The sequence below is a fragment of the Methylomonas sp. HYX-M1 genome (assembly GCF_040741385.1).
GTDB lineage: Bacteria > Pseudomonadota > Gammaproteobacteria > Methylococcales > Methylomonadaceae > Methylomonas > Methylomonas rhizoryzae.
This window is the reverse complement of sequence record NZ_CP160405.1, coordinates 564,596-588,392: the sequence shown is the minus strand read 5'-3', so window position 1 is coordinate 588,392 and position 23,797 is coordinate 564,596. Positions and strand designations below refer to the sequence as shown.

Below are 23,797 nucleotides of genomic sequence, written 5' to 3'. Positions count from 1 at the left end.
TTAGAATATTAGATTTTTCTAATTTAATAAAGCGGATTAATCCCTTTTGCCCACACTTATCAAATCGAATCATAAGGCTTAGTGGCCGGACTGCTGCTGCATGGCAGGCATGACATTGGTTTGCAGCATCAGCATGCCGCGTTGGGCCATCATGATTCCCATCACGATGACCAATACCCCGGATACCCGCACCAATTGCCGCATGGCATTCGCGCTGAGCAAGGTCGCGAATAGTCCGAACCCCCACAGTGGAATCAAGGTACCCAGGCCGAACAGCAAGAGTATCGTGGCGCCTTGGAGCGGATCGCCACTACCGGCTGCCATCACATACATGGCTTGTAGCGGGCCGCAGCCCAGCAACAAACCGCTGAGTAAACCGGTGCGCCACGGGCTGCGGGTACGCAGGCTTTTTTCCTGCAACTCCCGGTTCAGCTTTGCCGGCAAGCGCAGAACAAAGCGCCGCAGCGCGCTGAAAACATTGAGCATCCTCAAGCCGTACAGCAATAAAAACAGACTGGCGGCCAAGGCTAGCGCTCCGCGCAACTGCGGCGTAATCGCAATCGCCGATCCCAACAGCCCGAAGCCGGCGCCCAGACTGGTATAGGATAAGGTTTTACTGAAGCCGTAGCTCAGATGGGCCAGCATCTGCCGCCATTTGGGCAAACCGGTATCGGTATAGCCGACCACAAAGCCGCCGCACATGCCTATGCAATGAAATCCGGTTAAAAAGCCGATGCCTAGCAACGCCGCAAAATCCAAATGCGCCGTCATCATTTGCATCAAAGCCGGCATTTGCGATTTACCCCAGAATGTAATGCCGCCGACGACCGACAGCAGCAGCATAAACAACAACCAAGGCCTGGCTTTAGCGGCAAAACGGGTTGCAGGCTCGCCGATTGAATAGCCTTTGCCGATAACGGCGCGCTCCAGCTCCGCCAAGCCGATGCGGGAGTCGTCGAAGGTAATTTCGCCAACTTGCTTGGCAAAACTCACGTCGGCGCGTTCGACACCCGGCAAGCTTTCCAACGTTTGCCGAATGACGTCCTCGCAACCCGTGCAGTGCATGCCGCCGATCGATAGCGTTCTCGATTGGAAGGTCATAAGCCTACTCTCCTGTGTCGGTCGATAACCTCGAAATAACAACGTCAAGTTTTATACGGGAATAGCGGCTTTGCCAGTTGCGGCGGCGAGACATAATGTCGCAGGCCTTTATTCGACCGAGAATTCCCGCATCATTCCCATGTCTTCATGTTCCAAGTTGTGGCAATGAAACATGAACAAGCCTTTAAAATCCTCGAACGGCTTGATTAACTTCAGGCGTTCGCCCGGCATGACCAGCACGGTATCTTTCCAGCCGTTATCCACAAAACCGTCCTTAACGCTGGCGTAGCCCGCACCGCTACCGCCGCTGCGCTCGAAAATCTGGAAATATTGGCCGTGAAAGTGGATGGGATGCGCCATGGACATCATCATACCCATGCCTCCCATACCGCCCATGCCCATACGAGATCCCGTGCCGTTTGCTTGCTGCTCGCTACCGTGGCGCATACCCATTCCGCCATGGCGCATGCCTCCGCCCATCATGCCCATGCCGCCCATGCGGTGGCCGGCGGACTCGTCGGCTTGATGGCCGCCGCCGTGTGCGTGGAATATTTCCATCAGCTGAACGCTGTCGACCGGAATGCGTTCGCTAGGCAACACGTCGTTATAGGCATACGGTCTGCCGTTCAACAGCATGCGCATCGGGCCTTCGGAAATACCGATGGGAACCGGCTTGCCGGGATTGGCCGTGTCGTTCAAGCCATAGCGGCGTATGCTTGACAGAGACTTGGGCAATTTCGGGCTGTCGCTGACTTGGCGGCCTACCTTGACGCTGAAAATCGGATAATCGCTGCCCATGGTTAACGGTGAACCGTGCATGCCGCCCATCATGTGCTCGGCCATTCTCGGCAATGCGCCGGAAAAGCTACGGCTGCGCATGACCAGCTGGGAGCCGACGCTACGCCCGCTAAAATCCGCCCAAACGTCCAAGCGCTCGCCGGGAGCCAGCATAACGTAGGGTTTTTCCACTGGATGTTCCAGCAAACCGCCGTCGGTGCCGATGACGGTGACCGGCGTGTTGTCATCCCAGGCCAGCTTGTAAATGCGCGCCGTCGAGCCGTTCATGATGCGAAAGCGGTAGGCCCGGCTGGCAACGTCGAGGCGAAAGTTGGCAAAGCCATTGACTAAAATCCTATCGCCGTAAAAGCCCATCATGCGGTCGTGCATGTGACGGACGTATTGGAACTGGTTGCTGACGTCGAACATCCTGTCCTGTATGACGATAGGGACTTCGTATTCGCCGGCAGGCAAGTCCAATTTGGCTTCCTCGCTATCGTTCACCAAAATCGCGCCGGCCAACCCCATGTAGACTTGCCGGGCAGTGGCATTGTGCGGATGCGGATGGTAAATGTTCATGCTGGCACGGTTCAGCATTGCGAATTCGTAAACGAAGGTTTCGCCTTTATCGATCGCGTATAGAGGATGACCGTCCATCTCTGCCGGCACGTGCAGGCCGTGCCAATGGGTAATGGACGCTTCGTTGAGTTGGTTATGCAGATTGATTCGAATTTTCTGACCTTTTTGAAAGCGCAATATCGGACCGAGATACGAACCGGGGATTTCCGATACGGTGTCGGCTGGGCCCCTGACGAGGGTAGCTGTATAGCGCATGACGCGCGTTGCTTGACCGGGCAGGATGGAAACGGCGGACGGTTTGCAAATTAGGTCGACTTCTACATCCGGACGGAAGTTCGGCGATGCCCGACGGGCGGGCAGTTTTGGCATGTGCCCCATGCCTTCCATCGCCGAGAGCCAGCCGGGTAGGCCGCTCCAGGCTAATAAGCCGGCGGTACCGGCAGTCTTGATGAAGCGGCGGCGGTGTGGATTGGTAGTGTGTGTCATAACGGCTCCTCAACCTGAAGCGGTTTGTTGTAATAGTTGTTGTAGAGAACCTTCCTTGTTGAGCTGGTCGTGAAACTTTAGGCGCCGAGGCGATAATTTAGCGTTGTTAATCTCTCCTGTCGTTGAGTTGGACTAATAAATTGTGAAATTGGCGTATGTCTAGCCGCTATCCGCGGGGGGCTTTAAAATCAGCCGCGTTGAAATTGCCAACACGAATATCGCCAGAGAAACCCATAAAATGCCCAAACCGGTTTGGTGGTGCATTTGCACGTCGGCAATCAACAAGCGGGCCAATGCCGTAATGGCGATGTAAATCAAGCAGCGCACCGGCATCACGTTGGTTTTGAAATAAATGCCGACCATGGCGCCCAATTCCAAGTATATAAATAGCAGCAAAATGTCACCCATGCTGGCTTTGCCTTGCCTCATCATGCTGCCGTAATCGACGACAGCCGCCCAAACGATACTGGCACCGATGACGAATAAGGCTAGATAGTGAAACGCTTCAATCAACAAGTTGCCTAACTCGTCGGCTTTGCTCTTTAAAGCCATGCGTGTGTGTAGTATGCGTTCGATCGACATGACTTATTGCCTGTCTGCGGAATGTTTGCCGGAAAAATTAACGTTCTCCAGCGTGTGTAGCCATCGGCCGAAGCGGATCAAGATTGCTAACCCTGCCAAGCCGAATACCAAGCCGATACTATGCCCGATGTTTTCCAGCCATACCTCGCTGCTGGCGATCAAATCCTCGCTGACGGACTGAGTCAATACGTAAACGCCTATCGCTACAACGGTTACGCCGAATGCTCGGCGAAGTTTCGCTTCGTTAATGAAGCCGGAAATCCCCGCGCCCAGCGCACTGCCGACTAATGCGCCTGCGGAAACGATGATAGTGAGGTCGAGGTCCAGTTCTGCATGCTGGCTATAGCCAGCCAAGCCGGCGAGTGCATTCATGATGATGACCAATAACGAGGTGCCGATCGCGCCATGCATGGGCAGGCCAACCCATAGCGCGAGTGCGGGGACAATTAAAAAGCCGCCACCCACGCCTATCATTCCCGTTAGGCCGCCAACTAACAACCCGTCGAACAGAACTCGTCGATAAGGTACCGTCAATGGGCACACCGAAACGATGGCCGCGGCCTTCGACGCAGAGCGCTCGGCTTTTTTGCCACGTAACATCATGATGCCTGTTGCGATGCAAATCAGGCCGAACAATGTCATTAACCAATCGGCGGAAAAAAGTCCGGCAAGGCGTCCGCCGCCAAAAGCGCCCACCATGCCGGACAGGCCGAAAAACAAACCGCTTTTCCAACACACCGAGTGACGGCGCGCATGCGGAATCAACGCGATGATGCTGGACAAGCCGACCACGACAAACGAGGTGGTAATCGCAGTTTTGGCCGGAACGCCCAGCAGATAAACCAGCATCGGCACCGTCAAGATCGATCCGCCGCCACCCAGTAAACCTAAAAGCAGCCCGATCACTAAAGACAAAAGCAAGGTCAACAGCATGCTTTTCTCCTAGTCTTGAGCCGCAACGGATCCGCAGGACTGGTTTGCGGGTAAGGCTTGCTCAATGTACTTGGGATAGGCTAGCTTCAACTCCTTCATGATAGCTATGAATTCTTCCCGACTGCGGCCTTGGCCTAAGCGGGCGTTTTTGGCCATTTCCTGCTTGATAGTCGATACGGTATTGCCTTGATAATCATGGCCGGGGTAGACCAGGGTATCCGGCGGCAAACTAAATAATTTGCCGGTTATGCTGTCGTACAATTGGCCGGCGTCGCCTTGTTGGAAGTCGGTGCGGCCGCTGCCGCCTATCAATAACGCATCGCCGGTAAACACCCGATCCGCCATCACGTAGCTCACGCAACCGCCGGTATGACCGGGAGTGTGTTTGATGAGGAATTCCAAATCGCCCACTTGCAAGCTGACACCGTCGCTGACGAGTAAATCGGCGCACATTGCGCCGGCGTCGCGATGCACCACGCTTTTGCTGCCGAGACTGTCGCGCAATAAGCCGGCGCCGGTGATATGGTCCGCATGCACATGGGTTTCGAAGGTGTAAACCAGCTTTAATTGCAGGTCTCGCAACAAGGCAAGGTAATGCTCGACTTCCGATGCAACCGGGTCTATCAACACCGCTTTTCCGGTGCGCTCGCAACCCAATAAATAAGTAAAAGTCGACGTTTCGGTTTCGAACAGTTGGCGGAAAATCATGGGAAGCTCCTCAAATTACCTATAAATTAGAATAGTCTAATTATCTTATATCAATTGTCGTGCCAAATCGCTTCACGGCCTATCGGCTTTATAAGCCTGATGATTCAAGCGATAGCAGGTCGAGAGCAGAGCGATAGCTTGCCGCGTGCCGGTTTCATTATGAAACATTGAAACAAATGTGATACATTTGAAACGTTATTGAAACGTTAAACGGGCAGCGTGAAACAGTTAGTGACTTTTGAGGATTGGCTTGAGCAAATCGGTTCGGTAAAGGTGATTGCTACCTTGGCAACGCTAAGCGGCGCTGCGGCAATGGCGGTAAATACGACAGGAACCGTATTGTTTTGCAGCGAGGGCGCTTTGTCTCTGCTAGGAATCAGTGCGGCAGACGCTGTCGGCAAAAACCTGGCTGGCCTGGTGGGACCGACGGCGGCCAATGCGCTTAAGCCGGGTACAAGGCAAGCCGACACGAACCTCGAACCGCAAACAGTGTCGTTCGACTTGCTCAACGGCGGCCATGCCGACTGTCTGGTAAAAACCGGCTTGATGTGCAATGAGCAAGCACGCGTTTTAGGTGCGCTTTACCTGTTGGCGCGGCAGACAAAAGAAGCCCATGCTACGCAACGGCACACGGCTACCTGTCAACAATTTCACGGAATTTTATCCTGCGATCCTAAGATGCTGCAGGCATTAAAAATTATTCATAACGTGGCGGAAACCGACGTGACGGTGTTGATACGCGGAGAATCCGGAACCGGCAAAGAATTGGTGGCTCACGCGTTACACCTGGAAAGTAATCGCCGCAACGGACCGTTTTTAGCGATTAACTGTGCGGCGTTGACACCGAGCTTGTTGGAGAGCGAGTTGTTCGGCCACGTCAAGGGCGCTTTTACCGGAGCGGTTCGCAACCATGCCGGATTATTCCAGCGCGCGCATGGCGGCACCTTGTTTTTGGACGAAGTGGCGGAATTACCGCTGGAATTGCAAGCGAAGTTGCTTAGAGTGCTACAGGAACAGAGCTTTATTCCGGTAGGCGGCGATGCGCCAGTATCGGTGGACGTGCGGATTATCGCCGCCACGCACCGATCGTTGCGCGAGGAAGTTAAAGCCGGCCGGTTTAGGGAGGACTTGATGTATCGCTTGCGAGTCGTGCCCGTCTTTTTACCGCCCTTGCGCGAACGGCGCGGCGACATACAACTGTTGTTGTGGCACTGTATCGAACAACATAACCGGCAAAGCCGAAGGCGGCTGGATGCTATCGCGCCGGATGCGATGCGGATACTGCTGAATTATCGCTGGCCGGGCAATGTGCGCGAATTGAAGAATGTCGTGGAATACGTGTTTGCGGTAGGTCGCGGCAACGAACTGACGATAGAGGAATTGCCGCCGGAATTTCGCGAGCCACTGGCCGAACCGGCAGCAATCGCCACGCAAATGCCGATTCGCAGCGAAGCCGAAGTCATACGCGAAGCCTTGCAAATGAACGATGGGCGGGTAGCCGATGCGGCGCGCTATGCGGGCATGAGCAGAGCGACTTTCTGGCGTAAACGCAAAAAATACGCGCTGGATTAACGTGCTTTACAAAAATGCGCTCGGATATTCCGAACACCAACATCATGAAACAGCACTGCCGTGGGGTGGAGAAACACCACCCCATCGCCGACAGGTAACAACGCCCATCCCGCCGGGAAAAGTGAGCGCGTGGTCGGCAAAAGAAGATTACCGCTAATTACCATCGCTCGCTTTCTTTCCTGGTGATTCCTTGGTGGCTCAAAATAAAAAAGGCCCAGGTAAAAATACCTAAGCCTTTGATTTTATGGAGCTGGTGATGGGACTCGAACCCGCGACCGGCTGATTACAAATCAGCTGCTCTACCAACTGAGCTACACCAGCAATATATTAATTCCGTGAGTTAGTTATCGCGATCAACAAGCTCTACGTATGCCATAGGCGCATTATCACCACTTCGATATCCGCATTTAATGATACGAAGATACCCTCCGTTCCGCCCAGAGAATCTCGGACCAAGCACAGTAAAGAGTTTAGTGACCGCATCTCTATCCTGCAATTTAGCAAATACTCGGCGCCGCTTTGCAACGCTATCTTCTTTTGATAGCGTAATAAGAGGCTCCGCAAACATTCGAAGCTCTTTTGCTTTCGGCAAAGTTGTTTTGATCAGTTCCTCTTTTATTAGCGAACTAGCCAGATTAGAAAATAATGCATTCCGATGGCTACTGTTAAGATTTAGTTGCCTGCCTACTTTACGATGTCTCATTTTTGCAATCTGTTGTTCAATTATTGGAATGGTCAGCGAGATTTTCAGGGGGCCAGTTTTCGAGCCTCATCCCCAAAGACAACCCTTTTATCGCAAGAATATCTTTAATTTCAGTTAATGACTTCTTACCAAGATTTGGAGTTCTAAGTAATTCAACCTCAGTTCGTTGAATTAAATCACCAATATAAAAAATGTTTTCAGCTTTCAAGCAATTTGCAGATCTGACAGTAAGCTCAAGATCATCTACAGGTCTTAGCAGAATAGGATCGAACGAATCCTCTTCGGTACTAATTTCTTCAGGTTGAGTCTCTTTAACCTTTTCGAAATCTACAAACACAGACAATTGGTCATGTAAAATTGAAGCAGCATCCTTAATGACTTTTTCGGGATCTACTGAACCATTGGTTTCCAGATCAATCACTAACCGGTCTAGATTAGTTCGCTGCTCTACCCTAGTGCTTTCAACATGATATGCAACCTTCACGACTGGACTGAACATAGCATCTACCAGAAGCACTCCGACTGGGCTGTCTTCATTCATCTCTTTTCGTAGGGCTGCAGGTATATACCCCCTGCCCCGTTCGATTTTAATCTTAATATCCAGTTGTTTATCTTGAGTTAGATGAGCGATAACAAGCTCGGGGTTTATAATTTCTACACTGCTGATAGACTGAATATCACTTGCTTTGACAGGCCCAACACCAGTTTTAGATAATGTCAATACAACCTCATCTTTCCCATGCAGTATAACTGAAAGCTTTTTTAAATTAAGTAGTATATCGATGACATCTTCCTGAATCCCTTCGATAGATGTAAACTCATGGACTACTCCGGCAATTGATACTTCCGTTACCGCGCACCCTGGAATTGAAGACAAAATCACCCGCCTAAGCGCATTACCAAGAGAATGCCCGAACCCTCTTTCCAGTGGCTCTATAATGATTCTGGAATGATACATGCCTTGGCTTACAACTTCGACTAGCTTAGGCCTAAGCAACCCCGCTACAGCGTTATGCATATTTCTGTTAACCTTTTAAGTCACACTTATTTTGAATATAATTCGACAACAAGCTGTTCATTAATCTCTGAGCCAAGATCAATTCGATCAGGAACCGATTTAAATTGACCAGCCAATTTCTTAGTATCGACTTCAACCCATTGCGGAAAGCCGTATTGCTCTGCGACAGTTATAGCGTCTTTAATACGTTGTTGACTCTTAGCGTTTTCTCTAATACTCACCGTGTCACCAGCGGATACATGATAAGAAGGAACATTGATCAAAGCATCGTTAACTAAAACCGCTTTATGAGATACTAATTGCCTTGCTTCCGCTCGAGTACAAGCAAACCCCATTCGATAAACTACGTTATCCAAGCGAGACTCCAAAATGTCTAGCAAGTTCTGGCCTGTAGCTCCTTTTTTTTGATCCGCAGTTTTATAATAGTTTCTAAACTGCTTTTCCAAAACCCCGTAAATTCTTCTCAACCGTTGTTTTGCGCGAAGCTGCAACGCATAGTCGGAATTTCGAGAACGCTTTGCTCCGTGCTGTCCAGGCTTTTGATCTTGTTTACATTTACTATCTAATGATTTGCCTCGGCTTTTAAGAAACAGATCAGTTCCTTCGCGCCTGGCAAGCTTGCATACCGGTCCAATATATCTAGCCATTGTGTAAAATTCCGCTATTAAACTCTACGTTTTTTGGGTGGTCGACAGCCATTGTGGGGAATAGGGGTAACGTCGACGATGTTGGAAATTTTAAAACCCAGCGCATTTAATGAGCGCACAGCAGACTCCCTTCCTGGTCCAGGGCCTTTAATCATAACATCTAAATTTTTTACACCATATTCAAGTGCAACTTGACCCGCTTTTTCGGCAGCCACTTGCGCCGCGAAAGGAGTACTTTTTCTTGAGCCTCTAAAGCCCGAACCACCGGAGGTCGCCCACGACAGGGCGTTACCTTTTCTATCAGTGATGGTTACGATTGTGTTATTAAACGACGCATGAACGTGTGCAATACCATCAGCAACTTCTTTGCGTATTCGTTTTTTTGTTCTGGTTTGGGTAGCCATACTTATTTAAACCAAAATATTATTTAGTAACAGGCTTTCTTGGCCCTTTTCGTGTTCTTGCGTTTGTACGAGTACGCTGTCCTCTCAAAGGCAGGCCTCTTCTGTGTCTAATACCCCTATAACAACCAAGGTCCATTAGGCGCTTAATATTCATCGAAACTTCTCTACGCAAATCACCTTCGACAGTCATAGCAGCGATTGTTTTCCTAATCGATTCGATCTGCTCTTCGGTCAAATCTTTAAGCTTGGCGGTTGCTTTAATACCAACCTTCGTGCAAATCACTTTTGCAGTTGGTCGACCAACACCATAAATCGCTGTTAAAGCAATTTCGGCGTGCTTATGGTCCGGCACGTTAATTCCGGCAATACGAGCCATTATGCGTTCTCCCGAGCGATAATCAGTTTAAAATTATCCATTATACTATATAGACAAAAAAAATCTATCCTTGACGCTGCTTATGACGACCGTCTTTACAAATCACTCTTACAACGCCAGAACGCTTAACTACTTTACAGTTTTTACAAATTGGCTTTATTGATGCCCGAACTTTCATATTGATTACCCTCAACAGTATTTGTAATTGAATTAGTTTCTTTTTAAATTTGCCTTTTTCATAAGCCCCTCATACTGCTGGGACATCAAATGAGTCTGCATTTGCGAAATAAAATCCATTACAACTACCACAATGATTAAAAGCGAAGTGCCGCCAAACGAGAATGGAACATTCCAATAGACAATCAAAAACTCCGGCAGCAGACAAATCAGAGTTATATAAATAGCACCGAATAAAGTGAGCCTAGACATTACTTTGTCTATATAAAAAGTGGTATGAACACCTGGCCTTATGCCCGGTAAAAATGCTCCGGATTTTTTCAAATTCTCTGCCGTTTCTTTAGAGTTAAAAACGAGAGCGGTATAAAAAAAACAGAAGAAAATTATTGCCAACGCATAGAACATTACGTAAACAGGCTGACCCGGTGACAAAACTGTCGATATTTCAGTTAGCCACGCGAATCCGTCAATATGCCCGAACCACCCTGCGACTGTAGCAGGAAAAAGAATAATACTTGATGCGAAAATCGGCGGAATCACTCCGGCCATATTAAGCTTAAGCGGCAAAAAGGAGGACTGTCCTGCATAAACTTTATTGCCTTGTTGCCGCTTAGGATAATTAATAGTTATCCGTCTCTGCGCCCTTTCAACAAACACAACTAGGGCAGTCACAAGAATGGAAATCAAAAATAGCAGAACAATGAATGCACCGTTCATTTCACCGGTTTGCGCTAATTCCAGAGTCCCCCCGATTGCAGAAGGCAAGCCAGATACTATACCAGCAAATATAATTAAGGAAATACCGTTACCTAGCCCTCGCTCGGTGACTTGTTCGCCAAGCCACATCAGAAATATTGTCCCAGTTACCAACGTAATAGCAGTAACCACTACAAACACAGCACCAGGATTGATAACTACAGACATACCTCCTGCAGTTTGATTTTGAAGAGCTATAGCAATTCCAACCGACTGGAAAGAGGCAAGCACTACAGTCGCATATCGAGTGTACTGAGTAATTTTTCGCCGCCCCGACTCCCCCTCTTTTTTAATTTGCTCTAAAGCAGGGACCACAATCGTCATTAACTGCATAATAATTGATGCAGAAATGTAAGGCATAATGCCCAGTGCGAAAAGACTTAGTCGCATTAAGGCACCACCCGAAAACATGTTGAACATGTCTAGAATCGAACCACCTTGCTGCGCAAACATAGCAGCAAGAGCATCCGGATTTATGCCCGGCACAGGAATGTGAGCTCCTATTCTGTATACTATAAATGCACCCAAAACAAAACCCAGCCTAGCTCTCAGCTCCCCGAACTGAAACTTACCTACCGGCACATCAAAACCTTGTTTACTCACAGCGTCATGCCTCGATTTTTCCGCCGACAGCTTCGATTACTTCTTTAGCGCCCGGCGTAACTTGCAAGCCCTTAATATAAACAGGCCTAGATAGATTTCCCGACTTGATTACCTTAACTTTTGATACCGCAGCAGCTATAACGCTGTATTTTTTTAAAACATCAATATCGATTACTTCGACATGAAGCCCTTCTAGCTCGCTTAACCTGACTTCTGCTGAAAATTTTGCCATGGCAGAGTTAAAACCAACTTTCGGCAAACGTCTTTGCAGCGGCATTTGACCACCTTCAAAGCCAACCTTGTGATAACCACCTGCGCGCGCTTTTTGACCTTTATGACCACGACCACAAGTTTTACCGTCAGTGCAACCAATACCACGACCGACTCGCTTAGACTTTTTACGCGCCCCGTTTGCTGAGGCAATAGAATTAAGAAACATTATGCCTTCTCCACCGTGACCATATAAGAGATTTTATTGATCATACCCCTATTTTCCGGGGTATCGATTACCTCCACTGTTTGGCGAATACGACTTAATCCCAATCCTTTAAGACATTGCAGGTGCTTTTCTAGTCGGCCATTTTTACTTTTGACCATTGTCACTTTAAGTTTTTTGTCGGCCATTTCATTGCCCCATGATTTGATCTACGCTTAAACCGCGTTTCGCTGCGATTTGTTTAGGATCTCGCATCGAAGTTAAGCCTTCTATGGTAGCTCTAACTACATTGATAGGGTTGCTTGTACCTATACACTTTGCCAAAACATTGTGCACCCCAACGACTTCAAATACAGCCCGCATTGCACCACCCGCGATAATTCCGGTACCTTCAGATGCAGGTTGCATATATATCTTTGCGGCACCAACATTCGAAGTAATCGAGTATTGCAATGTTCCTTGATTGAGCGCCACTTTGCGCATGTTTTTTCTAGCTTGTTCAAGCGATTTTTGGATAGCTACCGGTACCTCTCTAGCTTTAGATACGCCGTATCCAACCCTACCCTCGCCATCACCAACAACGGTGAGCGCGGCGAAGCCGAATACTCTACCGCCTTTTACCACTTTAGCGACTCGCCGAACAGAAACAAGTTTCTCCTGCAAACCGTCGCTGCTACCTTGTTGCGCTGTTGCTGTTGCCATCTTAACTTACTCCTAAAAATTCAAACCAGCTTCACGCGCTGCATCAGCAAGGGCTTTTATTCGCCCGTGATATTTAAATCCAGAACGATCAAACGCAACCTCATTGACACCGGCAGCCAACGCTTTTTCAGCAATTTTTCGCCCCACTTCAACTGCAGCATTAATGTTACCGGTACGTCCGACCAGAGCCTTCACTTCGGCTTGCACAGTCGATGCAGCAGCTAAAGTTGAACAACCATCTACACTTAATATTTGTGCATAAATATGCTGAGAAGTTTTATGTATAGTCAGTCGATGAACGGCTTGCTTCTTTATTTTGCAGCGCAGCTTTATTGCTCGCTTCATTCTCGCAGATTTCTTATCCATTTCTATTACCTACTTTTTCTTAGCTTCTTTACGAGCAATGAACTCGTCAGCCAGCTTTACACCTTTACCTTTATAAGGCTCAGGTGGCCGAAATGCGCGAATTTCAGAAGCCACTTGTCCAACTTGCTGCCTGTTACTGCCTTTAACTAGTAATTCTGTTTGAGACGGCGCTTCTACAACGATTCCCTCGGGAACTATATATTCGACTGGATTGGAATACCCAAGAGATAGCGTAAGCTTTTGGCCTGATATTTGAGCCCGATAACCAACACCCACTAATTGCATCTTTTTTACAAACCCCTCGGATACTCCTTTAACCATGTTGGCAACAGAAGCTCGAGTGGTTCCTGCAAATGCTTTTGCATTTTTTATACTGTCATTCCAAGTAATTGCGATTTGACTATTTTCAATGGTTATGCCTACCGACTGCGGCACACAAAACGATAGCTCGCCTAATTTCCCGGATACTTGAATGACAGCACCAACCATTTTTACCTCTACACCGGTAGGTAACGTAATAGGTGCATTTGCTACACGTGACATTTAACCCTCCTATTTGTTAGCATACCGTGCAAATCACTTCGCCGCCATGGCCTATAGCTCTAGCGGCGCGATCGGTCATCACCCCATTGGAAGTAGAAACTATAGCTATCCCCAACCCACCGAGCACCTTAGGCAACTCATCTTTTGATTTATATATCCTTAGCCCGGGCCTGCTAACTCTGCTCACCCTCTCTATCACAGGCACGCCATTGTAGTATTTCAATACAATAGTCATTTCTTTATGCGATCCAATTTCTTCGATCTGAAAATCCGTGATATATCCTTCTTCTTTTAATACTTTCGCTATCGCCGACTTCAATTTAGACGAGGGTAGCTTGACGCTTTTTTTTCCAGCAGCTTGACCATTTCTAATTCTGGTAAGCATATCTGCGATTGGATCTGTCATACTCATTTGTTATTTCTCCACAAACCCGATAAAGATTTACCAGCTCGCTTTCGCTACACCAGGGACATCGCCACGCATCGTAGCTTCCCGTAATTTATTACGGCTAAGCCCAAATTTACGATAATAACCATGTGGGCGGCCAGTTAAATTACATCTGTTTCGTAACCGTGCTTTACTGGAATCTCGTGGAAGTTTCTGTAATTGAAGTTGCGCAGACTCTTTATCTTCAATAGAAGAACTTGGAGAACTAATAACTTTTTTTAAAGCATCTCGCTTTGATTTATATTTTTTTATAAGCTTAGCGCGCTTCACTTCACGCGCAATCATAGATTTTTTAGCCATAAATTGCCCTCAGTTTCTGAATGGAAAGTTAAACTGTTTCAACAATGCTAACCCTTCTTCATCGGATTTAGCAGTTGTAGTGATACAGATATCCATCCCACGTAAGGCATCAATTTTATCGTAATCGATTTCCGGGAAAATAATCTGCTCTTTAATCCCTAAAGTATAGTTACCGCGACCATCGAAAGCTCTAGAGCTAACTCCCCGAAAATCTCTTACTCTCGGAATTGCTATTGTTATCAATCGATCAAAAAATTCATACATTTTGGCGCCACGCAAAGTTACTTTGCACCCGATAGGCATTCCGTCACGAATTTTAAAACCTGCGATTGATTTTCTGGCTAACGTAATAACTGCTTTTTGCCCGGATATTTTTTCCAAATCGGATACCGCTGATTGCAGAATTTTCTTATCTGCAATTGCCTCGCCAACCCCCATATTCAAAGTGATCTTGGTCAACTTCGGCACTTGCATGACCGATTTGTACTCAAATTGTGCTAACAATGCAGGCACAATGTCTTGTTTATATTTCTCTTCAAGTCTTGCCACATCTACCCCCAAACTTATAAATCGACAACTTCACTAGTGGATTTAAACAAACGAACTTTTTTCCCGCTGTCCAAAGTTTTAAATCCTACCCGATCAGCTTTTTTTGTTTTTGGGTTGTAAATAGCAACATTTGAAATATGAATAGGCATATTTTTTTCGACAATACCGCCAGCAATCCCAAGGTTTGGATTACCACGCTGATGCTTCTTAACGGTATTAACGCCATCTATAACTAGCTTATCGTTATTTAGTTTTTTAACGACTTTTCCTAATTTACCTTTTTCTTTCCCAGCGATAACAATTATTTCATCGCCTTGTCTGATTTTATCCATCGCCTCGGACCTCGCTTACAACACTTCTGGAGCTAAAGAAATAATTTTCATAAATTTATCCCCCCTAAGCTCTCTGGTAACAGGCCCGAATATACGAGTACCGATAGGTTGTAGTTGATTATTCAAAATGACTGCTGCGTTACCGTCAAATCTTATTACCGAACCATCCGGACGACGCACGCCTTTACGCGTTCTAACTACTAGCGCATTATAAACATCACCTTTTTTGACGCGAGTGCGGGGCATTGCGTCTTTGACGCTGACCTTGATAATATCCCCAATTCCGGCGTATCGCCGGTGCGAACCACCAAGGACCTTGATACACATGACCTTTTTTGCGCCACTATTGTCGGCGACGTCAAGGCTAGTTTGCATCTGAATCATTTTGAATTCCTAAAAATGTACTTAATATATTTATTTGCTAGAAGCCTCTAATACTTCTACCAGTTTAAACGTTTTTCTTTTTGAAATCGGCCGGCACGAAGTAATGCTAACAAGATCCCCTTGCTGACATAAATTGCTTTCGTCGTGCACTAAAAACTTTGTCGACCGCTTGACATATTTGCCATAGACCGGATGCTTAACCAAGCGCTCGACCAAGACTGAAGCAGTTTTATCCATTTTATTGCTGATTACACGACCGGTTAAAGTACGTACTTTCTCTGGATTTTCACTCATATCACGCCTTTATCCTTTTCGCCCAAAATAGTGTGAATACGGGCAATATCGCGCCTAACTTGTTTAATTTGGCTCGATTTTGTAGATTGCCCTATACTTTTTTGCATCCGTAAATTAAATTGTTCACGAGCTAATTCATATAGAGAAGTAAGCAGCTCTTCTTTCGACTTCTCACGCAGTTCTTTTGCTTTCATCACATTATTGTCCGTGCTGAAAAGGTGGTTTTTACCGGTAACTTCGCTGCCGCCAGAGTGAAAGCTTCGCGGGCCATTTCTTCTGAAACGCCTTCAATTTCGAACAACATGGTACCAGGCTTAATTTGTGCAACCCAATATTCTACACTACCCTTGCCTTTACCCATACGAACTTCTAACGGTTTTTTTGTGATCGGCTTATCCGGGAAAATCCGTATCCAAATTTTGCCGCCACGCTTTACGTGCCGACTTATCGCTCTTCGAGCAGCTTCAATTTGGCGGGCGGTCATTCTACCACGACTAATGGACTTCAATCCATATTCGCCAAAGCTAACCGAAGATCCCCTGGTAGCTATTCCATTGTTTCGATTGGTTTGTTGCTTTCTAAACTTTGTTCTTTTCGGCTGAAGCATAGTCTTGACTCCGTTGTTACTTTTTCGAATCTGAATTCAAAGAAGCGGTATGAGCGTCAAGATCAAACACTTCACCTTTAAAGATCCAAACCTTGATGCCTATGATTCCATACGTGGTTTTTGCCTCGGCTGTACCGTAATCAATGTCAGCGCGCAAAGTGTGAAGTGGAACCCTCCCTTCTCTGTACCATTCTGTTCTTGCGATTTCAGCACCATTCAAACGTCCGGCAACGGTTATTTTAATTCCTTCCGCACCTAACCTCATTGTATTTGTTACCGCTCGCTTCATTGCACGACGGTACATGATCCGCTTTTCCAACTGCTGGGCAATGCTTTCAGCCACAAGATAAGCATCTAACTCCGGCTTTCTGATTTCTTCCACGTTCAATTGAACGGGAACGCCCATCATCGCAGAGATATCTTGCCTAAGTACATCGATATCTTCGCCTTTCTTTCCTATTACAATGCCAGGCCGGGCGGTATGTACAGTGATATTGGCGTTATTAGCCGGTCTGTTGATTTGCACTCTGCTTACTGAAGCGTGCGCCAACTTCTTTTTAATATATTCGCGAACTTTGAGGTCCTGCAGGAGTAGAACGGGGTAGTTCTGGCTGTTTGCGTACCATCTGGACGTCCAATCTTTAACTATCCCAAGGCGTATACCTGTAGGATGAACTTTCTGACCCATTTTTAACCTCTATTAACTTTCCGCTACAGTTACAGTAATGTGACACGTTCTCTTAAGAATGTGGTTCGCCCGCCCTTTCGCCCGTGCAGCTATTCGCTTCATCACACGCCCCTCGTTTACAAACACGGTAGAAACTTTTAAGTCGTCGATGTCGGCATTTTCGTTGTGTTCTGCATTCGCGATTGCTGACTCCAAAACCTTTTTGAAGATACCGGCCGCTTTCTTTGGACTAAATGCAAGAACGTTTAGTGCTTTTTCTACTGACAAACCTCTTATCTGATCACCCACTAATCTGGCTTTTTGGGCCGATAAGGGCGCGTTGCTTAATTTCGCTGAAACTTCCACACATCCTCCTATCTGGATTTCTTATCTACGATATGGCCTTTATAGGTACGCGTCGGGGAAAACTCACCCAATTTGTGTCCGACCATGTTTTCCGTAATTAGAACCGGAATGTGTTGTTTTCCATTATGGACAGCTATCGTCAAGCCCAACATTTCAGGACTTATCATCGATCTTCTAGACCATGTTTTAATCGGTTTCCGATTATTCGCCCTCACAGCTTCTTCTACTTTTTTCAGCAAATGATGGTCAATAAAAGGACCTTTCTTAATTGAACGTGGCACGTTTTATACCCCTGTTATTTCTGCTTGCGGCGTCTGACGATCATATTGTCAGTGCGTTTGTTTTTGCGTGTTTTGTATCCTTTTGTCGGCGTACCCCATGGAGATACTGGATGACGCCCACCTGAGGTCCTGCCTTCACCACCACCGTGCGGATGGTCTACCGGGTTCATTGCCACCCCTCTAACGGTCGGCCTAACGCCTCGCCAACGCTTTGCGCCTGCTTTCCCCAGAGAAATCAAATTATGTTCGGAATTGGACACTTCTCCGACTACACCTTTGCAATCAGAAGGTACTTTGCGCATCTCGCCAGAGCGCAGCCTTAATGTGACATAAGCTCCATCTTTAGCAACGAGCTGAACAGAAGTGCCCGCGCTACGAGCCAACTGAGCACCTTTACCTGGCTTCAATTCAACGCAATGTAGCACAGCACCCAAAGGTATATTTCTAAGCGGCATACAATTGCCTGGCTTGACCGGCGTGGTCTCTCCGCTCATTACTTCTTGGCCAACTTCTATGCCCTTTGGTGCAATAATGTATCTGCGTTCGCCGTCTTTGAAGAGCAGCAACGCAATGTTCGCAGTCCGATTCGGGTCATATTCGATTCGCTCAACAACGGCAGGAACTTCTGTTTTGTTTCGTTTGAAATCGACAATCCGATAGAATTTTTTATGCCCCCCGCCAACATGGCGAGTGGTTATTCTACCTGCATTATTTCGACCGCCTGTTTTCGATTTCTTGTCTAGTAGCGGCGCAAATGGCTTACCCTTATACAAGTTATCGTTTTTTACACGCACCACAAACCGAGATCCTGGAGAGGTCGGTTTTGATTTTAGAATAGCCATGCTGTTCTACCCATTCCTAAAATTGCTATTTGCCTATGCTGAGGCCAGTTCGATTGCATAACCGGACTGAAGCTTGATGTATGCTTTTTTCCAATCCGAGCGCTTACCCAAGCTACGGCCAAAACGCTTGACCTTGCCTTTAACGTTTAACACCCGAACAGCATCAACTTTTACATCAAACATCGCTTCTACAGCGTTTTTAATTTCAAGCTTTGTAGCGCTTTTCAACACCCGAAATACGTATTGATTACTTTCCGCAATTACGGCGCTTTTCTCTGAGATCACCGGGGCAGTCAAAACAGTCGCTAGTCGTAATTTATAGTTGTTCATGACAAACGTTCCTCTAATTGCTTAAGCGCCAAACTGGTTACCAATACTTTGTCAGCTGATACTAAAGTAACTGGATCGACGCTTAATGGCGTCATCACCGCAACATAAGGCATATTACGTGCTGCTAGAATCAAATTCTCGTTCAGATCTTCTACAAGCAACAGCACGCGCTTTGCATCCAAGTCCTTTAGTTTCGCCACGAGCTCTTTAGTTTTCGGTGCTGAAGGAAATATACTATCGCATACCGCTAAACGGCTTTGCCTTAATAACTCGGAGAATATGGAACGAAGGCCCGAGCGATACATTTTTTTATTCAGTTTTTGGTCAAATGAACGAGGCTGAGCTGCGAACGCCACTCCTCCTGACCTCCAAATAGGACCTCTAGTAGTACCAGCTCGTGCGCGACCCGTGCCTTTTTGCCTGAATGGCTTGCTGCCACCACCACTAACTGCAGAACGATTTTTCTGCGCTTTGGTGCCAGATCTTGCGGCGGCCATGTGCTTAACTACTAACTGGTGAACTAAAGTTTCATTGAACGACTGCCCGAAAACAGATTCTGATACTTCACTACCGGCTTGTTGGCTTTCGATATCAGGAACTTGCAAACTCATAACGTAACCTTTATTTACTTTTAACTGCTGGTGTGATGGTAACATCTCCGCCCTTAGCCCCCGGAACCGCCCCCTTTACCAGAATCAAACTTTTCTCTATATCGATAGAGTGAATAGTCAGATTCTGAACGGTGGTCTTTTCCGCCCCCATGTGGCCACACATTTTCTTTCCTTTAAATACGCGACCCGGAGTTTGGTTCATACCGTTAGATCCAGGCACCCTATGTGAACGCGAATTCCCATGCGTAGCGTCTTGAGTTCTAAAGTTATACCGTTTAACGGTACCAGCAAAACCTTTACCTATGCTAATGCCGCAAACATCGACTTGTTGGCCGGCCTCGAATACGCTAACAGAAAGCTCTGAACCCGCAGTCAAATCGACGCCTTCACTTTCGCCTAGCCTAAACTCCCACAAACCTCTACCCGCAGTCACATTTGCGGTAGCGTAGTGCCCGGCCATTGCTTTATTAATTTTTGACGACTTTATGTGCCCGGCAGCTATTTGCACAGCGCGATAACCGTCTATTTCTATGTTTTTTACTTGAATAACACGATTCGAGTCTATGTGCAGCACGGTGACCGGTACTGAAGTACCGTCTTCATTGAAAATCCGCGTCATCCCGCACTTACGACCAACAAGACCTAATGACATCTGTCGATTCCTCTATTTTTGCTTATTTCAGCTTGATTTGAACATCTACGCCAGCGGCGAGATCAAGCTTCATTAACGCATCAACTGTTTTATCTGTTGGCTCTACTATATCCAACAGCCTTTTGTAGGTGCGCAGTTCATACTGATCACGCGCATCTTTATTAACATGCGGCGATATCAATATCGTGAACCGTTCTTTCCGGGTCGGCAAGGGTATAGGCCCTTTGACTTGGGCACCGGTACGTTTAGCTGTTTCAACGATTTCACCGGCCGATTGATCAATTAACTTGTGATCGAATGCTTTCAGTTGAATGCGGATAGTTTGATTCGCCATTGCTATTACTCGATTATAGAAGCCACAACGCCCGCGCCCACGGTACGACCACCTTCACGGATCGCGAAGCGCAAGCCTTCATCCATAGCGATAGGCACTATCAATTTCACTTCGACGGAAATGTTGTCACCCGGCATCACCATTTCTACGCCTTCAGGCAATTCTACCGCGCCCGTTACATCGGTGGTTCTGAAGTAAAACTGTGGCCGATAACCGTTAAAGAATGGGGTATGCCGACCACCCTCGTCTTTTGACAGGACGTAAATTTCCGCTTTAAAGTGCGAGTGTGGCTTGATAGAGTTGACGTGTGCCAACACTTGACCGCGCTCAACCTCATCACGCTTGGTTCCGCGCAACAACACGCCGACGTTATCGCCTGCTTGCCCCTGATCCAATAATTTGCGGAACATTTCCACACCGGTGCAGGTGGTTTTGATAGTTGCCTTGATACCGACGATTTCAACCTCTTCGCCGACTTTGATAATGCCGCGCTCGACACGGCCGGTAACGACTGTACCGCGGCCGGAAATCGAGAATACGTCTTCGATAGGCATCAGGAATTTGCCGTCAATTGCACGCTCAGGCTCCGGAATGTATGTATCCAGGGCTTCTACCAATTTGATCACGGATTGCACGCCGATTTCGCTTTGGTCGCCTTCCAACGCTTTCAACGCAGAACCCACGATAATCGGGGTGTCGTCGCCCGGGAATTCGTATTGATTTAACAATTCGCGGATTTCCATTTCGACCAATTCGATCAATTCGGCATCGTCTACCATATCCGCTTTGTTCAGGAATACGACAATGTAAGGCACGCCAACCTGGCGGGACAATAAGATATGTTCGCGTGTTTGCGGCATCGGACCGTCCGCTGCCGAACAAACCAGGATAGCACCGTCCATTTGCGCCGCGCCGGTAATCATGTTTTTGACGTAATCGGCGTGTCCCGGGCAGTCTACGTGCGCGTAGTGGCGCGTAGTGGATTCGTATTCGACGTGCGAAGTGGAAATCGTGATGCCGCGCGCGCGTTCTTCAGGTGCGTTGTCGATTTGATCGAAGGCTTTGACTTCACCGCCGTTGGCTTCCGCCATGACTTTTGTCAACGCTGCTGTCAGCGTGGTTTTTCCATGGTCTACGTGACCAATCGTGCCGACGTTTACGTGCGGTTTCTTTCTTTCAAACTTTTCTTTAGCCATGAGTCGTTACCTAAAATTTACCAATAGTCAAAACATTTTTTTAATGATCGCATTAGCGACGTTTACAGGCGCTTCGTTGTATTTTTCGAAATGCATGCTGTACGTGGCACGCCCCTGCGTCGCGGATCGCAGGTCAGTGGCGTAACCGAACATTTCCGCCAGCGGAACTTCGGCCTCTATTGACTTACCGGCCAAAACATCATTCATACCGTGAATGATTCCGCGTCGTCTGTTTAAATCGCCTACCACGTCTCCCATGTATTCATCTGGGGTTACAACTTCTACTTTCATCAACGGCTCCAGAAGAACCGGCCGAGCGGCTTCAGCCCCCTCTTTAAAAGCCATCGACCCGGCAATTCTGAACGCCATTTCGTTCGAATCGACTTCGTGGTACGACCCGTCTATTAAACTCGCCTTTACATCCACCACAGGAAAGCCGGCTATTATGCCATTTTCCATTTGCTCCTGGATACCTTTATCAATAGCCGGAATAAATTCTTTCGGAATTACCCCCCCCGCTATCTCGCTAAAGAATGAATAACCTTCTCCGCGTAATTTTGGTTCAAGCCGGATAACCACATGGCCATACTGTCCTTTGCCACCAGTCTGCCTGATAAATTTCCCTTCGCATTGCACTGCATCACTTATCGTTTCCCGGTAAGCAACCTGAGGAGCACCAACATTTGCAGCGACGCCGAATTCGCGTCTTAATCGATCTACAATGATCTCTAAGTGCAACTCCCCCATCCCTGAAATAATAATTTGCCCTGATTCCGCGTCTATAGCCACTCTAAACGACGGATCTTCTTGAGCAAGCCTAGCCAATGCCGCACCTAATTTATCTTCATCCGCTTTAGTTTTAGCTTCCAGGGCTATCGCAATAACCGGCTCAGGAAATTCCATTTTTTCCAGCAAAATCGGGGCATCCATAGCGCAAAACGAATCCCCGGTCACAACATCTTTCAGCCCGATCGCCGCAGCGATATCGCCCGCCCGAACCTCCGAGATTTCCTCCCGGCTATTTGCATGCATCTGGACAAGCCGACCAATTCGCTCTCTCTTGCCTTTCGTAGCATTAAGCACCACTTCGCCAGCCTTTAGAACCCCAGAGTACACCCTGACAAACGTCAAAATACCCACAAATGGGTCTGAGGCAATCTTAAATGCCAGCGCAGCAAAAGGCTGCTCGTCATCCGCTTTTCTGACAACAGGCACAGTCGAGTCTGTTGAAACACCGCCAACAGGAGGTAAGTCAGCGGGTGAAGGTAAAAAATCCAACACTCCATCAAGGAGACACTGTATACCTTTGTTTTTAAAGGCTGCACCACAATACACCGGCACAATCCCTCCTTTCAAAACCCTTGATCTAATTCCTTCTTTGATTTCGAGCTCGGATAACACTCCCTCTTCAAGGTATTTTTCCGTAAACCCCTCATTTGCCTCAGCCGCCAGCTCTACTAAGCGCTCCCTGTATTCTTGAGCGGACTTCATTAACCCTTCAGGTATATCGGACTCTTTAGGATCGACTCCCAAATCTTCTTCACCCCAATAGATAGACCTCATCTTTATTAAGTCAATCACACCAGAAAAAGACTCTTCCGCACCTATCGGCAGCTGCATCACCGCAGCAACCGCACCTAACCGATTCTCTATCTGCTCGACGACACGCAAAAAATCCGCACCAACTCTGTCCATCTTATTGACGAACGCCAGTCGCGGAACATGATATTTATCGGCCTGACGCCATACCGCCTCGGATTGCGGCTCTACCCCACCTACGGCACAGAAAACAGCGCACGCCCCATCTAATACACGTAAAGATCTTTCAACTTCGATCGTAAAATCAACATGCCCGGGCGTGTCTATAATATTTATCCGATGAACAGGGCGTTGCTTATCCATCCCAGACCAAAAACAAGTAGTAGCGGCAGATGTGATTGTGATTCCACGCTCTTGCTCTTGCTCCATCCAATCCATGGTTGCCGCACCATCGTGGACTTCCCCAATCTTGTGGGAAACGCCCGTATAAAACAATATTCTTTCAGTAGTCGTCGTTTTACCCGCATCAATATGGGCCATTATCCCTATGTTGCGATAGCGCTCTATAGGGGTCTGCCTAGCCATTGGTTTACTCC

36 protein-coding genes and 1 tRNA gene are annotated in these 23,797 nt (G+C 47.5%); 1 reads left to right on the top strand and 36 read right to left on the bottom strand.

The genetic code is table 11. The annotated features are described in order from the left end of the window. Nucleotides 1–78 precede the first annotated feature (78 nt). From AB0A83_RS02735 to AB0A83_RS02715, 5 genes are all read right to left on the bottom strand, one after another. The gene (locus AB0A83_RS02735) at nt 79–1,101 is read right to left on the bottom strand and encodes a sulfite exporter TauE/SafE family protein (RefSeq protein ID WP_367155348.1); all 1,023 of its coding nucleotides are present in this window, start codon (nt 1,099–1,101) and stop codon (nt 79–81) included. A 108-nt stretch (nt 1,102–1,209) separates the two neighbouring features. Continuing rightward, on the bottom strand, nt 1,210–2,943 hold the full coding sequence (locus tag AB0A83_RS02730) for a multicopper oxidase family protein (protein ID WP_367155347.1): 1,734 nt from the start codon (nt 2,941–2,943) through the stop codon (nt 1,210–1,212). A gap of 159 nt (nt 2,944–3,102) precedes the next feature. Continuing rightward, on the bottom strand, nt 3,103–3,495 hold the full coding sequence (locus tag AB0A83_RS02725; protein WP_197737405.1) for a phosphate-starvation-inducible PsiE family protein: 393 nt from the start codon (nt 3,493–3,495) through the stop codon (nt 3,103–3,105). A gap of 33 nt (nt 3,496–3,528) precedes the next feature. Further along, nucleotides 3,529–4,458 (bottom strand): sulfite exporter TauE/SafE family protein, encoded by a 930-nt coding sequence (locus tag AB0A83_RS02720; protein ID WP_367155346.1) that lies wholly within the window; start codon nt 4,456–4,458, stop codon nt 3,529–3,531. A 9-nt stretch (nt 4,459–4,467) separates the two neighbouring features. Then, entirely contained in the window at nt 4,468–5,166 is a 699-nt protein-coding gene (locus tag AB0A83_RS02715) for an MBL fold metallo-hydrolase (RefSeq protein ID WP_150046494.1), read from the bottom strand. A 219-nt stretch (nt 5,167–5,385) separates the two neighbouring features. Between AB0A83_RS02715 and AB0A83_RS02710 the strand changes: the two genes are divergently transcribed. Then, nucleotides 5,386–6,738 (top strand): sigma 54-interacting transcriptional regulator, encoded by a 1,353-nt coding sequence (locus tag AB0A83_RS02710; RefSeq protein ID WP_232056754.1) that lies wholly within the window; start codon nt 5,386–5,388, stop codon nt 6,736–6,738. A gap of 245 nt (nt 6,739–6,983) precedes the next feature. Here AB0A83_RS02710 and AB0A83_RS02705 read toward each other — a convergent pair. The 31 genes from AB0A83_RS02705 to fusA all read right to left on the bottom strand — a co-directional run bounded on the left by AB0A83_RS02705 (nt 6,984) and on the right by fusA (nt 23,786). Continuing rightward, nucleotides 6,984–7,059, bottom strand: a tRNA-Thr gene (locus AB0A83_RS02705). 19 nt (nt 7,060–7,078) lie between these two features. Then, a complete protein-coding gene (gene rplQ / locus AB0A83_RS02700; protein WP_367155345.1) occupies nt 7,079–7,441 on the bottom strand; it encodes a 50S ribosomal protein L17 in 363 nt (120 codons plus the stop codon). A gap of 16 nt (nt 7,442–7,457) precedes the next feature. Then, entirely contained in the window at nt 7,458–8,459 is a 1,002-nt protein-coding gene (gene rpoA / locus AB0A83_RS02695) for a DNA-directed RNA polymerase subunit alpha (protein WP_367155343.1), read from the bottom strand. A gap of 26 nt (nt 8,460–8,485) precedes the next feature. Continuing rightward, a complete protein-coding gene (gene rpsD / locus AB0A83_RS02690; protein ID WP_150046489.1) occupies nt 8,486–9,106 on the bottom strand; it encodes a 30S ribosomal protein S4 in 621 nt (206 codons plus the stop codon). A 17-nt stretch (nt 9,107–9,123) separates the two neighbouring features. After that, nucleotides 9,124–9,510, bottom strand: a complete 387-nt coding sequence (rpsK, locus tag AB0A83_RS02685) for a 30S ribosomal protein S11 (protein WP_150046487.1) — start codon at nt 9,508–9,510, stop codon at nt 9,124–9,126. Nucleotides 9,511–9,529: 19 nt separating this feature from the next. Further along, nucleotides 9,530–9,886 (bottom strand): 30S ribosomal protein S13, encoded by a 357-nt coding sequence (rpsM, locus tag AB0A83_RS02680; RefSeq protein ID WP_150046485.1) that lies wholly within the window; start codon nt 9,884–9,886, stop codon nt 9,530–9,532. 64 nt (nt 9,887–9,950) lie between these two features. After that, entirely contained in the window at nt 9,951–10,064 is a 114-nt protein-coding gene (gene rpmJ, locus AB0A83_RS02675; protein ID WP_150046483.1) for a 50S ribosomal protein L36, read from the bottom strand. Nucleotides 10,065–10,096: 32 nt separating this feature from the next. Further along, nucleotides 10,097–11,422 carry a preprotein translocase subunit SecY gene (gene secY / locus AB0A83_RS02670; RefSeq protein ID WP_190303228.1) on the bottom strand — a complete coding sequence of 442 codons (1,326 nt, stop codon included), beginning with the start codon at nt 11,420–11,422 and terminating at the stop codon, nt 10,097–10,099. A gap of 4 nt (nt 11,423–11,426) precedes the next feature. Next, nucleotides 11,427–11,861: a 50S ribosomal protein L15 gene (rplO, locus tag AB0A83_RS02665; protein ID WP_150046481.1), complete on the bottom strand. Its 435-nt coding sequence runs from the start codon at nt 11,859–11,861 to the stop codon at nt 11,427–11,429. Further along, entirely contained in the window at nt 11,861–12,046 is a 186-nt protein-coding gene (rpmD, locus tag AB0A83_RS02660) for a 50S ribosomal protein L30 (RefSeq protein ID WP_150046479.1), read from the bottom strand. The genes rplO and rpmD overlap by 1 nt, the downstream gene beginning before the upstream one ends. A gap of 1 nt (nt 12,047) precedes the next feature. After that, nucleotides 12,048–12,560: a 30S ribosomal protein S5 gene (gene rpsE / locus AB0A83_RS02655; protein WP_150046477.1), complete on the bottom strand. Its 513-nt coding sequence runs from the start codon at nt 12,558–12,560 to the stop codon at nt 12,048–12,050. Between the two features lie 12 nt (nt 12,561–12,572). Beyond that, entirely contained in the window at nt 12,573–12,926 is a 354-nt protein-coding gene (gene rplR, locus AB0A83_RS02650) for a 50S ribosomal protein L18 (protein ID WP_150046476.1), read from the bottom strand. Between the two features lie 9 nt (nt 12,927–12,935). Further along, the gene (gene rplF / locus AB0A83_RS02645; protein ID WP_150046474.1) at nt 12,936–13,469 is read right to left on the bottom strand and encodes a 50S ribosomal protein L6; all 534 of its coding nucleotides are present in this window, start codon (nt 13,467–13,469) and stop codon (nt 12,936–12,938) included. A 16-nt stretch (nt 13,470–13,485) separates the two neighbouring features. Then, the gene (gene rpsH, locus AB0A83_RS02640) at nt 13,486–13,881 is read right to left on the bottom strand and encodes a 30S ribosomal protein S8 (protein ID WP_150046472.1); all 396 of its coding nucleotides are present in this window, start codon (nt 13,879–13,881) and stop codon (nt 13,486–13,488) included. Between the two features lie 30 nt (nt 13,882–13,911). After that, nucleotides 13,912–14,217, bottom strand: a complete 306-nt coding sequence (gene rpsN / locus AB0A83_RS02635; RefSeq protein WP_150046470.1) for a 30S ribosomal protein S14 — start codon at nt 14,215–14,217, stop codon at nt 13,912–13,914. A 9-nt stretch (nt 14,218–14,226) separates the two neighbouring features. Further along, nucleotides 14,227–14,766, bottom strand: a complete 540-nt coding sequence (rplE, locus tag AB0A83_RS02630) for a 50S ribosomal protein L5 (RefSeq protein WP_150046469.1) — start codon at nt 14,764–14,766, stop codon at nt 14,227–14,229. A 14-nt stretch (nt 14,767–14,780) separates the two neighbouring features. Continuing rightward, nucleotides 14,781–15,098, bottom strand: coding sequence for a 50S ribosomal protein L24 (rplX, locus tag AB0A83_RS02625; protein WP_150046467.1), 318 nt, complete (start codon nt 15,096–15,098; stop codon nt 14,781–14,783). A 15-nt stretch (nt 15,099–15,113) separates the two neighbouring features. Beyond that, nucleotides 15,114–15,482: a 50S ribosomal protein L14 gene (rplN, locus tag AB0A83_RS02620; RefSeq protein WP_150046465.1), complete on the bottom strand. Its 369-nt coding sequence runs from the start codon at nt 15,480–15,482 to the stop codon at nt 15,114–15,116. Between the two features lie 30 nt (nt 15,483–15,512). Further along, nucleotides 15,513–15,776 carry a 30S ribosomal protein S17 gene (gene rpsQ / locus AB0A83_RS02615; protein ID WP_150046463.1) on the bottom strand — a complete coding sequence of 88 codons (264 nt, stop codon included), beginning with the start codon at nt 15,774–15,776 and terminating at the stop codon, nt 15,513–15,515. After that, complete coding sequence (gene rpmC, locus AB0A83_RS02610; RefSeq protein WP_150046462.1) at nt 15,773–15,970, bottom strand: 50S ribosomal protein L29; 198 nt, start codon at nt 15,968–15,970, stop codon at nt 15,773–15,775. Before rpmC ends, rpsQ begins: the two co-directional genes overlap by 4 nt. Next, complete coding sequence (rplP, locus tag AB0A83_RS02605) at nt 15,970–16,383, bottom strand: 50S ribosomal protein L16 (RefSeq protein WP_150046460.1); 414 nt, start codon at nt 16,381–16,383, stop codon at nt 15,970–15,972. The genes rpmC and rplP overlap by 1 nt, the downstream gene beginning before the upstream one ends. Before the next feature lie 16 nt (nt 16,384–16,399). After that, complete coding sequence (gene rpsC / locus AB0A83_RS02600) at nt 16,400–17,071, bottom strand: 30S ribosomal protein S3 (protein ID WP_150046458.1); 672 nt, start codon at nt 17,069–17,071, stop codon at nt 16,400–16,402. Nucleotides 17,072–17,083: 12 nt separating this feature from the next. Continuing rightward, nucleotides 17,084–17,416 (bottom strand): 50S ribosomal protein L22, encoded by a 333-nt coding sequence (gene rplV / locus AB0A83_RS02595; protein ID WP_150046457.1) that lies wholly within the window; start codon nt 17,414–17,416, stop codon nt 17,084–17,086. 8 nt (nt 17,417–17,424) lie between these two features. After that, nucleotides 17,425–17,697: a 30S ribosomal protein S19 gene (gene rpsS, locus AB0A83_RS02590; protein WP_150046455.1), complete on the bottom strand. Its 273-nt coding sequence runs from the start codon at nt 17,695–17,697 to the stop codon at nt 17,425–17,427. Nucleotides 17,698–17,711: 14 nt separating this feature from the next. Beyond that, nucleotides 17,712–18,539, bottom strand: coding sequence for a 50S ribosomal protein L2 (rplB, locus tag AB0A83_RS02585; protein ID WP_150046453.1), 828 nt, complete (start codon nt 18,537–18,539; stop codon nt 17,712–17,714). Between the two features lie 33 nt (nt 18,540–18,572). After that, nucleotides 18,573–18,869, bottom strand: a complete 297-nt coding sequence (rplW, locus tag AB0A83_RS02580) for a 50S ribosomal protein L23 (protein WP_150046451.1) — start codon at nt 18,867–18,869, stop codon at nt 18,573–18,575. Continuing rightward, nucleotides 18,866–19,480 carry a 50S ribosomal protein L4 gene (gene rplD / locus AB0A83_RS02575; RefSeq protein WP_150046449.1) on the bottom strand — a complete coding sequence of 205 codons (615 nt, stop codon included), beginning with the start codon at nt 19,478–19,480 and terminating at the stop codon, nt 18,866–18,868. The genes rplW and rplD overlap by 4 nt, the downstream gene beginning before the upstream one ends. 10 nt (nt 19,481–19,490) lie before the next feature. Beyond that, nucleotides 19,491–20,132, bottom strand: coding sequence for a 50S ribosomal protein L3 (rplC, locus tag AB0A83_RS02570; RefSeq protein ID WP_150046448.1), 642 nt, complete (start codon nt 20,130–20,132; stop codon nt 19,491–19,493). A 22-nt stretch (nt 20,133–20,154) separates the two neighbouring features. Next, nucleotides 20,155–20,466 carry a 30S ribosomal protein S10 gene (rpsJ, locus tag AB0A83_RS02565; RefSeq protein ID WP_013820389.1) on the bottom strand — a complete coding sequence of 104 codons (312 nt, stop codon included), beginning with the start codon at nt 20,464–20,466 and terminating at the stop codon, nt 20,155–20,157. Between the two features lie 5 nt (nt 20,467–20,471). Beyond that, nucleotides 20,472–21,662 carry an elongation factor Tu gene (tuf, locus tag AB0A83_RS02560; protein WP_150046429.1) on the bottom strand — a complete coding sequence of 397 codons (1,191 nt, stop codon included), beginning with the start codon at nt 21,660–21,662 and terminating at the stop codon, nt 20,472–20,474. A 27-nt stretch (nt 21,663–21,689) separates the two neighbouring features. Next, nucleotides 21,690–23,786: an elongation factor G gene (gene fusA, locus AB0A83_RS02555; RefSeq protein ID WP_150046446.1), complete on the bottom strand. Its 2,097-nt coding sequence runs from the start codon at nt 23,784–23,786 to the stop codon at nt 21,690–21,692. Nucleotides 23,787–23,797 lie beyond the last annotated feature (11 nt).

What these genes read in the sequence shown, in the direction of transcription:
- rpmC (WP_150046462.1), bottom strand. Translation starts at nt 15,970, where the DNA reads ATGAAAGCAAAAGAACTGCGTGAGAAGTCGAAAGAAGAGCTGCTTACT.
- AB0A83_RS02725 (WP_197737405.1), bottom strand. Translation starts at nt 3,495, where the DNA reads ATGGCTTTAAAGAGCAAAGCCGACGAGTTAGGCAACTTGTTGATTGAA.
- rpsQ (WP_150046463.1), bottom strand. Translation starts at nt 15,776, where the DNA reads ATGAGTGAAAATCCAGAGAAAGTACGTACTTTAACCGGTCGTGTAATC.
- rpsM (WP_150046485.1), bottom strand. Translation starts at nt 9,886, where the DNA reads ATGGCTCGTATTGCCGGAATTAACGTGCCGGACCATAAGCACGCCGAA.
- rpmD (WP_150046479.1), bottom strand. Translation starts at nt 12,046, where the DNA reads ATGGCCGACAAAAAACTTAAAGTGACAATGGTCAAAAGTAAAAATGGC.
- rplX (WP_150046467.1), bottom strand. Translation starts at nt 15,098, where the DNA reads ATGGATAAAATCAGACAAGGCGATGAAATAATTGTTATCGCTGGGAAA.
- AB0A83_RS02730 (WP_367155347.1), bottom strand. Translation starts at nt 2,943, where the DNA reads ATGACACACACTACCAATCCACACCGCCGCCGCTTCATCAAGACTGCC.
- AB0A83_RS02735 (WP_367155348.1), bottom strand. Translation starts at nt 1,101, where the DNA reads ATGACCTTCCAATCGAGAACGCTATCGATCGGCGGCATGCACTGCACG.
- rpsK (WP_150046487.1), bottom strand. Translation starts at nt 9,510, where the DNA reads ATGGCTACCCAAACCAGAACAAAAAAACGAATACGCAAAGAAGTTGCT.
- rplB (WP_150046453.1), bottom strand. Translation starts at nt 18,539, where the DNA reads ATGGCTATTCTAAAATCAAAACCGACCTCTCCAGGATCTCGGTTTGTG.
- rplO (WP_150046481.1), bottom strand. Translation starts at nt 11,861, where the DNA reads ATGTTTCTTAATTCTATTGCCTCAGCAAACGGGGCGCGTAAAAAGTCT.
- tuf (WP_150046429.1), bottom strand. Translation starts at nt 21,662, where the DNA reads ATGGCTAAAGAAAAGTTTGAAAGAAAGAAACCGCACGTAAACGTCGGC.
- AB0A83_RS02715 (WP_150046494.1), bottom strand. Translation starts at nt 5,166, where the DNA reads ATGATTTTCCGCCAACTGTTCGAAACCGAAACGTCGACTTTTACTTAT.
- rplF (WP_150046474.1), bottom strand. Translation starts at nt 13,469, where the DNA reads ATGTCACGTGTAGCAAATGCACCTATTACGTTACCTACCGGTGTAGAG.
- rplN (WP_150046465.1), bottom strand. Translation starts at nt 15,482, where the DNA reads ATGATTCAGATGCAAACTAGCCTTGACGTCGCCGACAATAGTGGCGCA.
- rplR (WP_150046476.1), bottom strand. Translation starts at nt 12,926, where the DNA reads ATGGATAAGAAATCTGCGAGAATGAAGCGAGCAATAAAGCTGCGCTGC.
- rplQ (WP_367155345.1), bottom strand. Translation starts at nt 7,441, where the DNA reads ATGAGACATCGTAAAGTAGGCAGGCAACTAAATCTTAACAGTAGCCAT.
- rpsN (WP_150046470.1), bottom strand. Translation starts at nt 14,217, where the DNA reads ATGGCTAAAAAATCTATGATTGCGCGTGAAGTGAAGCGCGCTAAGCTT.
- rpoA (WP_367155343.1), bottom strand. Translation starts at nt 8,459, where the DNA reads ATGCATAACGCTGTAGCGGGGTTGCTTAGGCCTAAGCTAGTCGAAGTT.
- rpsJ (WP_013820389.1), bottom strand. Translation starts at nt 20,466, where the DNA reads ATGGCGAATCAAACTATCCGCATTCAACTGAAAGCATTCGATCACAAG.
- rplW (WP_150046451.1), bottom strand. Translation starts at nt 18,869, where the DNA reads ATGAACAACTATAAATTACGACTAGCGACTGTTTTGACTGCCCCGGTG.
- rpsD (WP_150046489.1), bottom strand. Translation starts at nt 9,106, where the DNA reads ATGGCTAGATATATTGGACCGGTATGCAAGCTTGCCAGGCGCGAAGGA.
- rpsC (WP_150046458.1), bottom strand. Translation starts at nt 17,071, where the DNA reads ATGGGTCAGAAAGTTCATCCTACAGGTATACGCCTTGGGATAGTTAAA.
- fusA (WP_150046446.1), bottom strand. Translation starts at nt 23,786, where the DNA reads ATGGCTAGGCAGACCCCTATAGAGCGCTATCGCAACATAGGGATAATG.
- AB0A83_RS02720 (WP_367155346.1), bottom strand. Translation starts at nt 4,458, where the DNA reads ATGCTGTTGACCTTGCTTTTGTCTTTAGTGATCGGGCTGCTTTTAGGT.
- rplP (WP_150046460.1), bottom strand. Translation starts at nt 16,383, where the DNA reads ATGCTTCAGCCGAAAAGAACAAAGTTTAGAAAGCAACAAACCAATCGA.
- rplC (WP_150046448.1), bottom strand. Translation starts at nt 20,132, where the DNA reads ATGTCATTAGGTCTTGTTGGTCGTAAGTGCGGGATGACGCGGATTTTC.
- rpmJ (WP_150046483.1), bottom strand. Translation starts at nt 10,064, where the DNA reads ATGAAAGTTCGGGCATCAATAAAGCCAATTTGTAAAAACTGTAAAGTA.
- rplD (WP_150046449.1), bottom strand. Translation starts at nt 19,480, where the DNA reads ATGAGTTTGCAAGTTCCTGATATCGAAAGCCAACAAGCCGGTAGTGAA.
- rpsE (WP_150046477.1), bottom strand. Translation starts at nt 12,560, where the DNA reads ATGGCAACAGCAACAGCGCAACAAGGTAGCAGCGACGGTTTGCAGGAG.
- rpsH (WP_150046472.1), bottom strand. Translation starts at nt 13,881, where the DNA reads ATGAGTATGACAGATCCAATCGCAGATATGCTTACCAGAATTAGAAAT.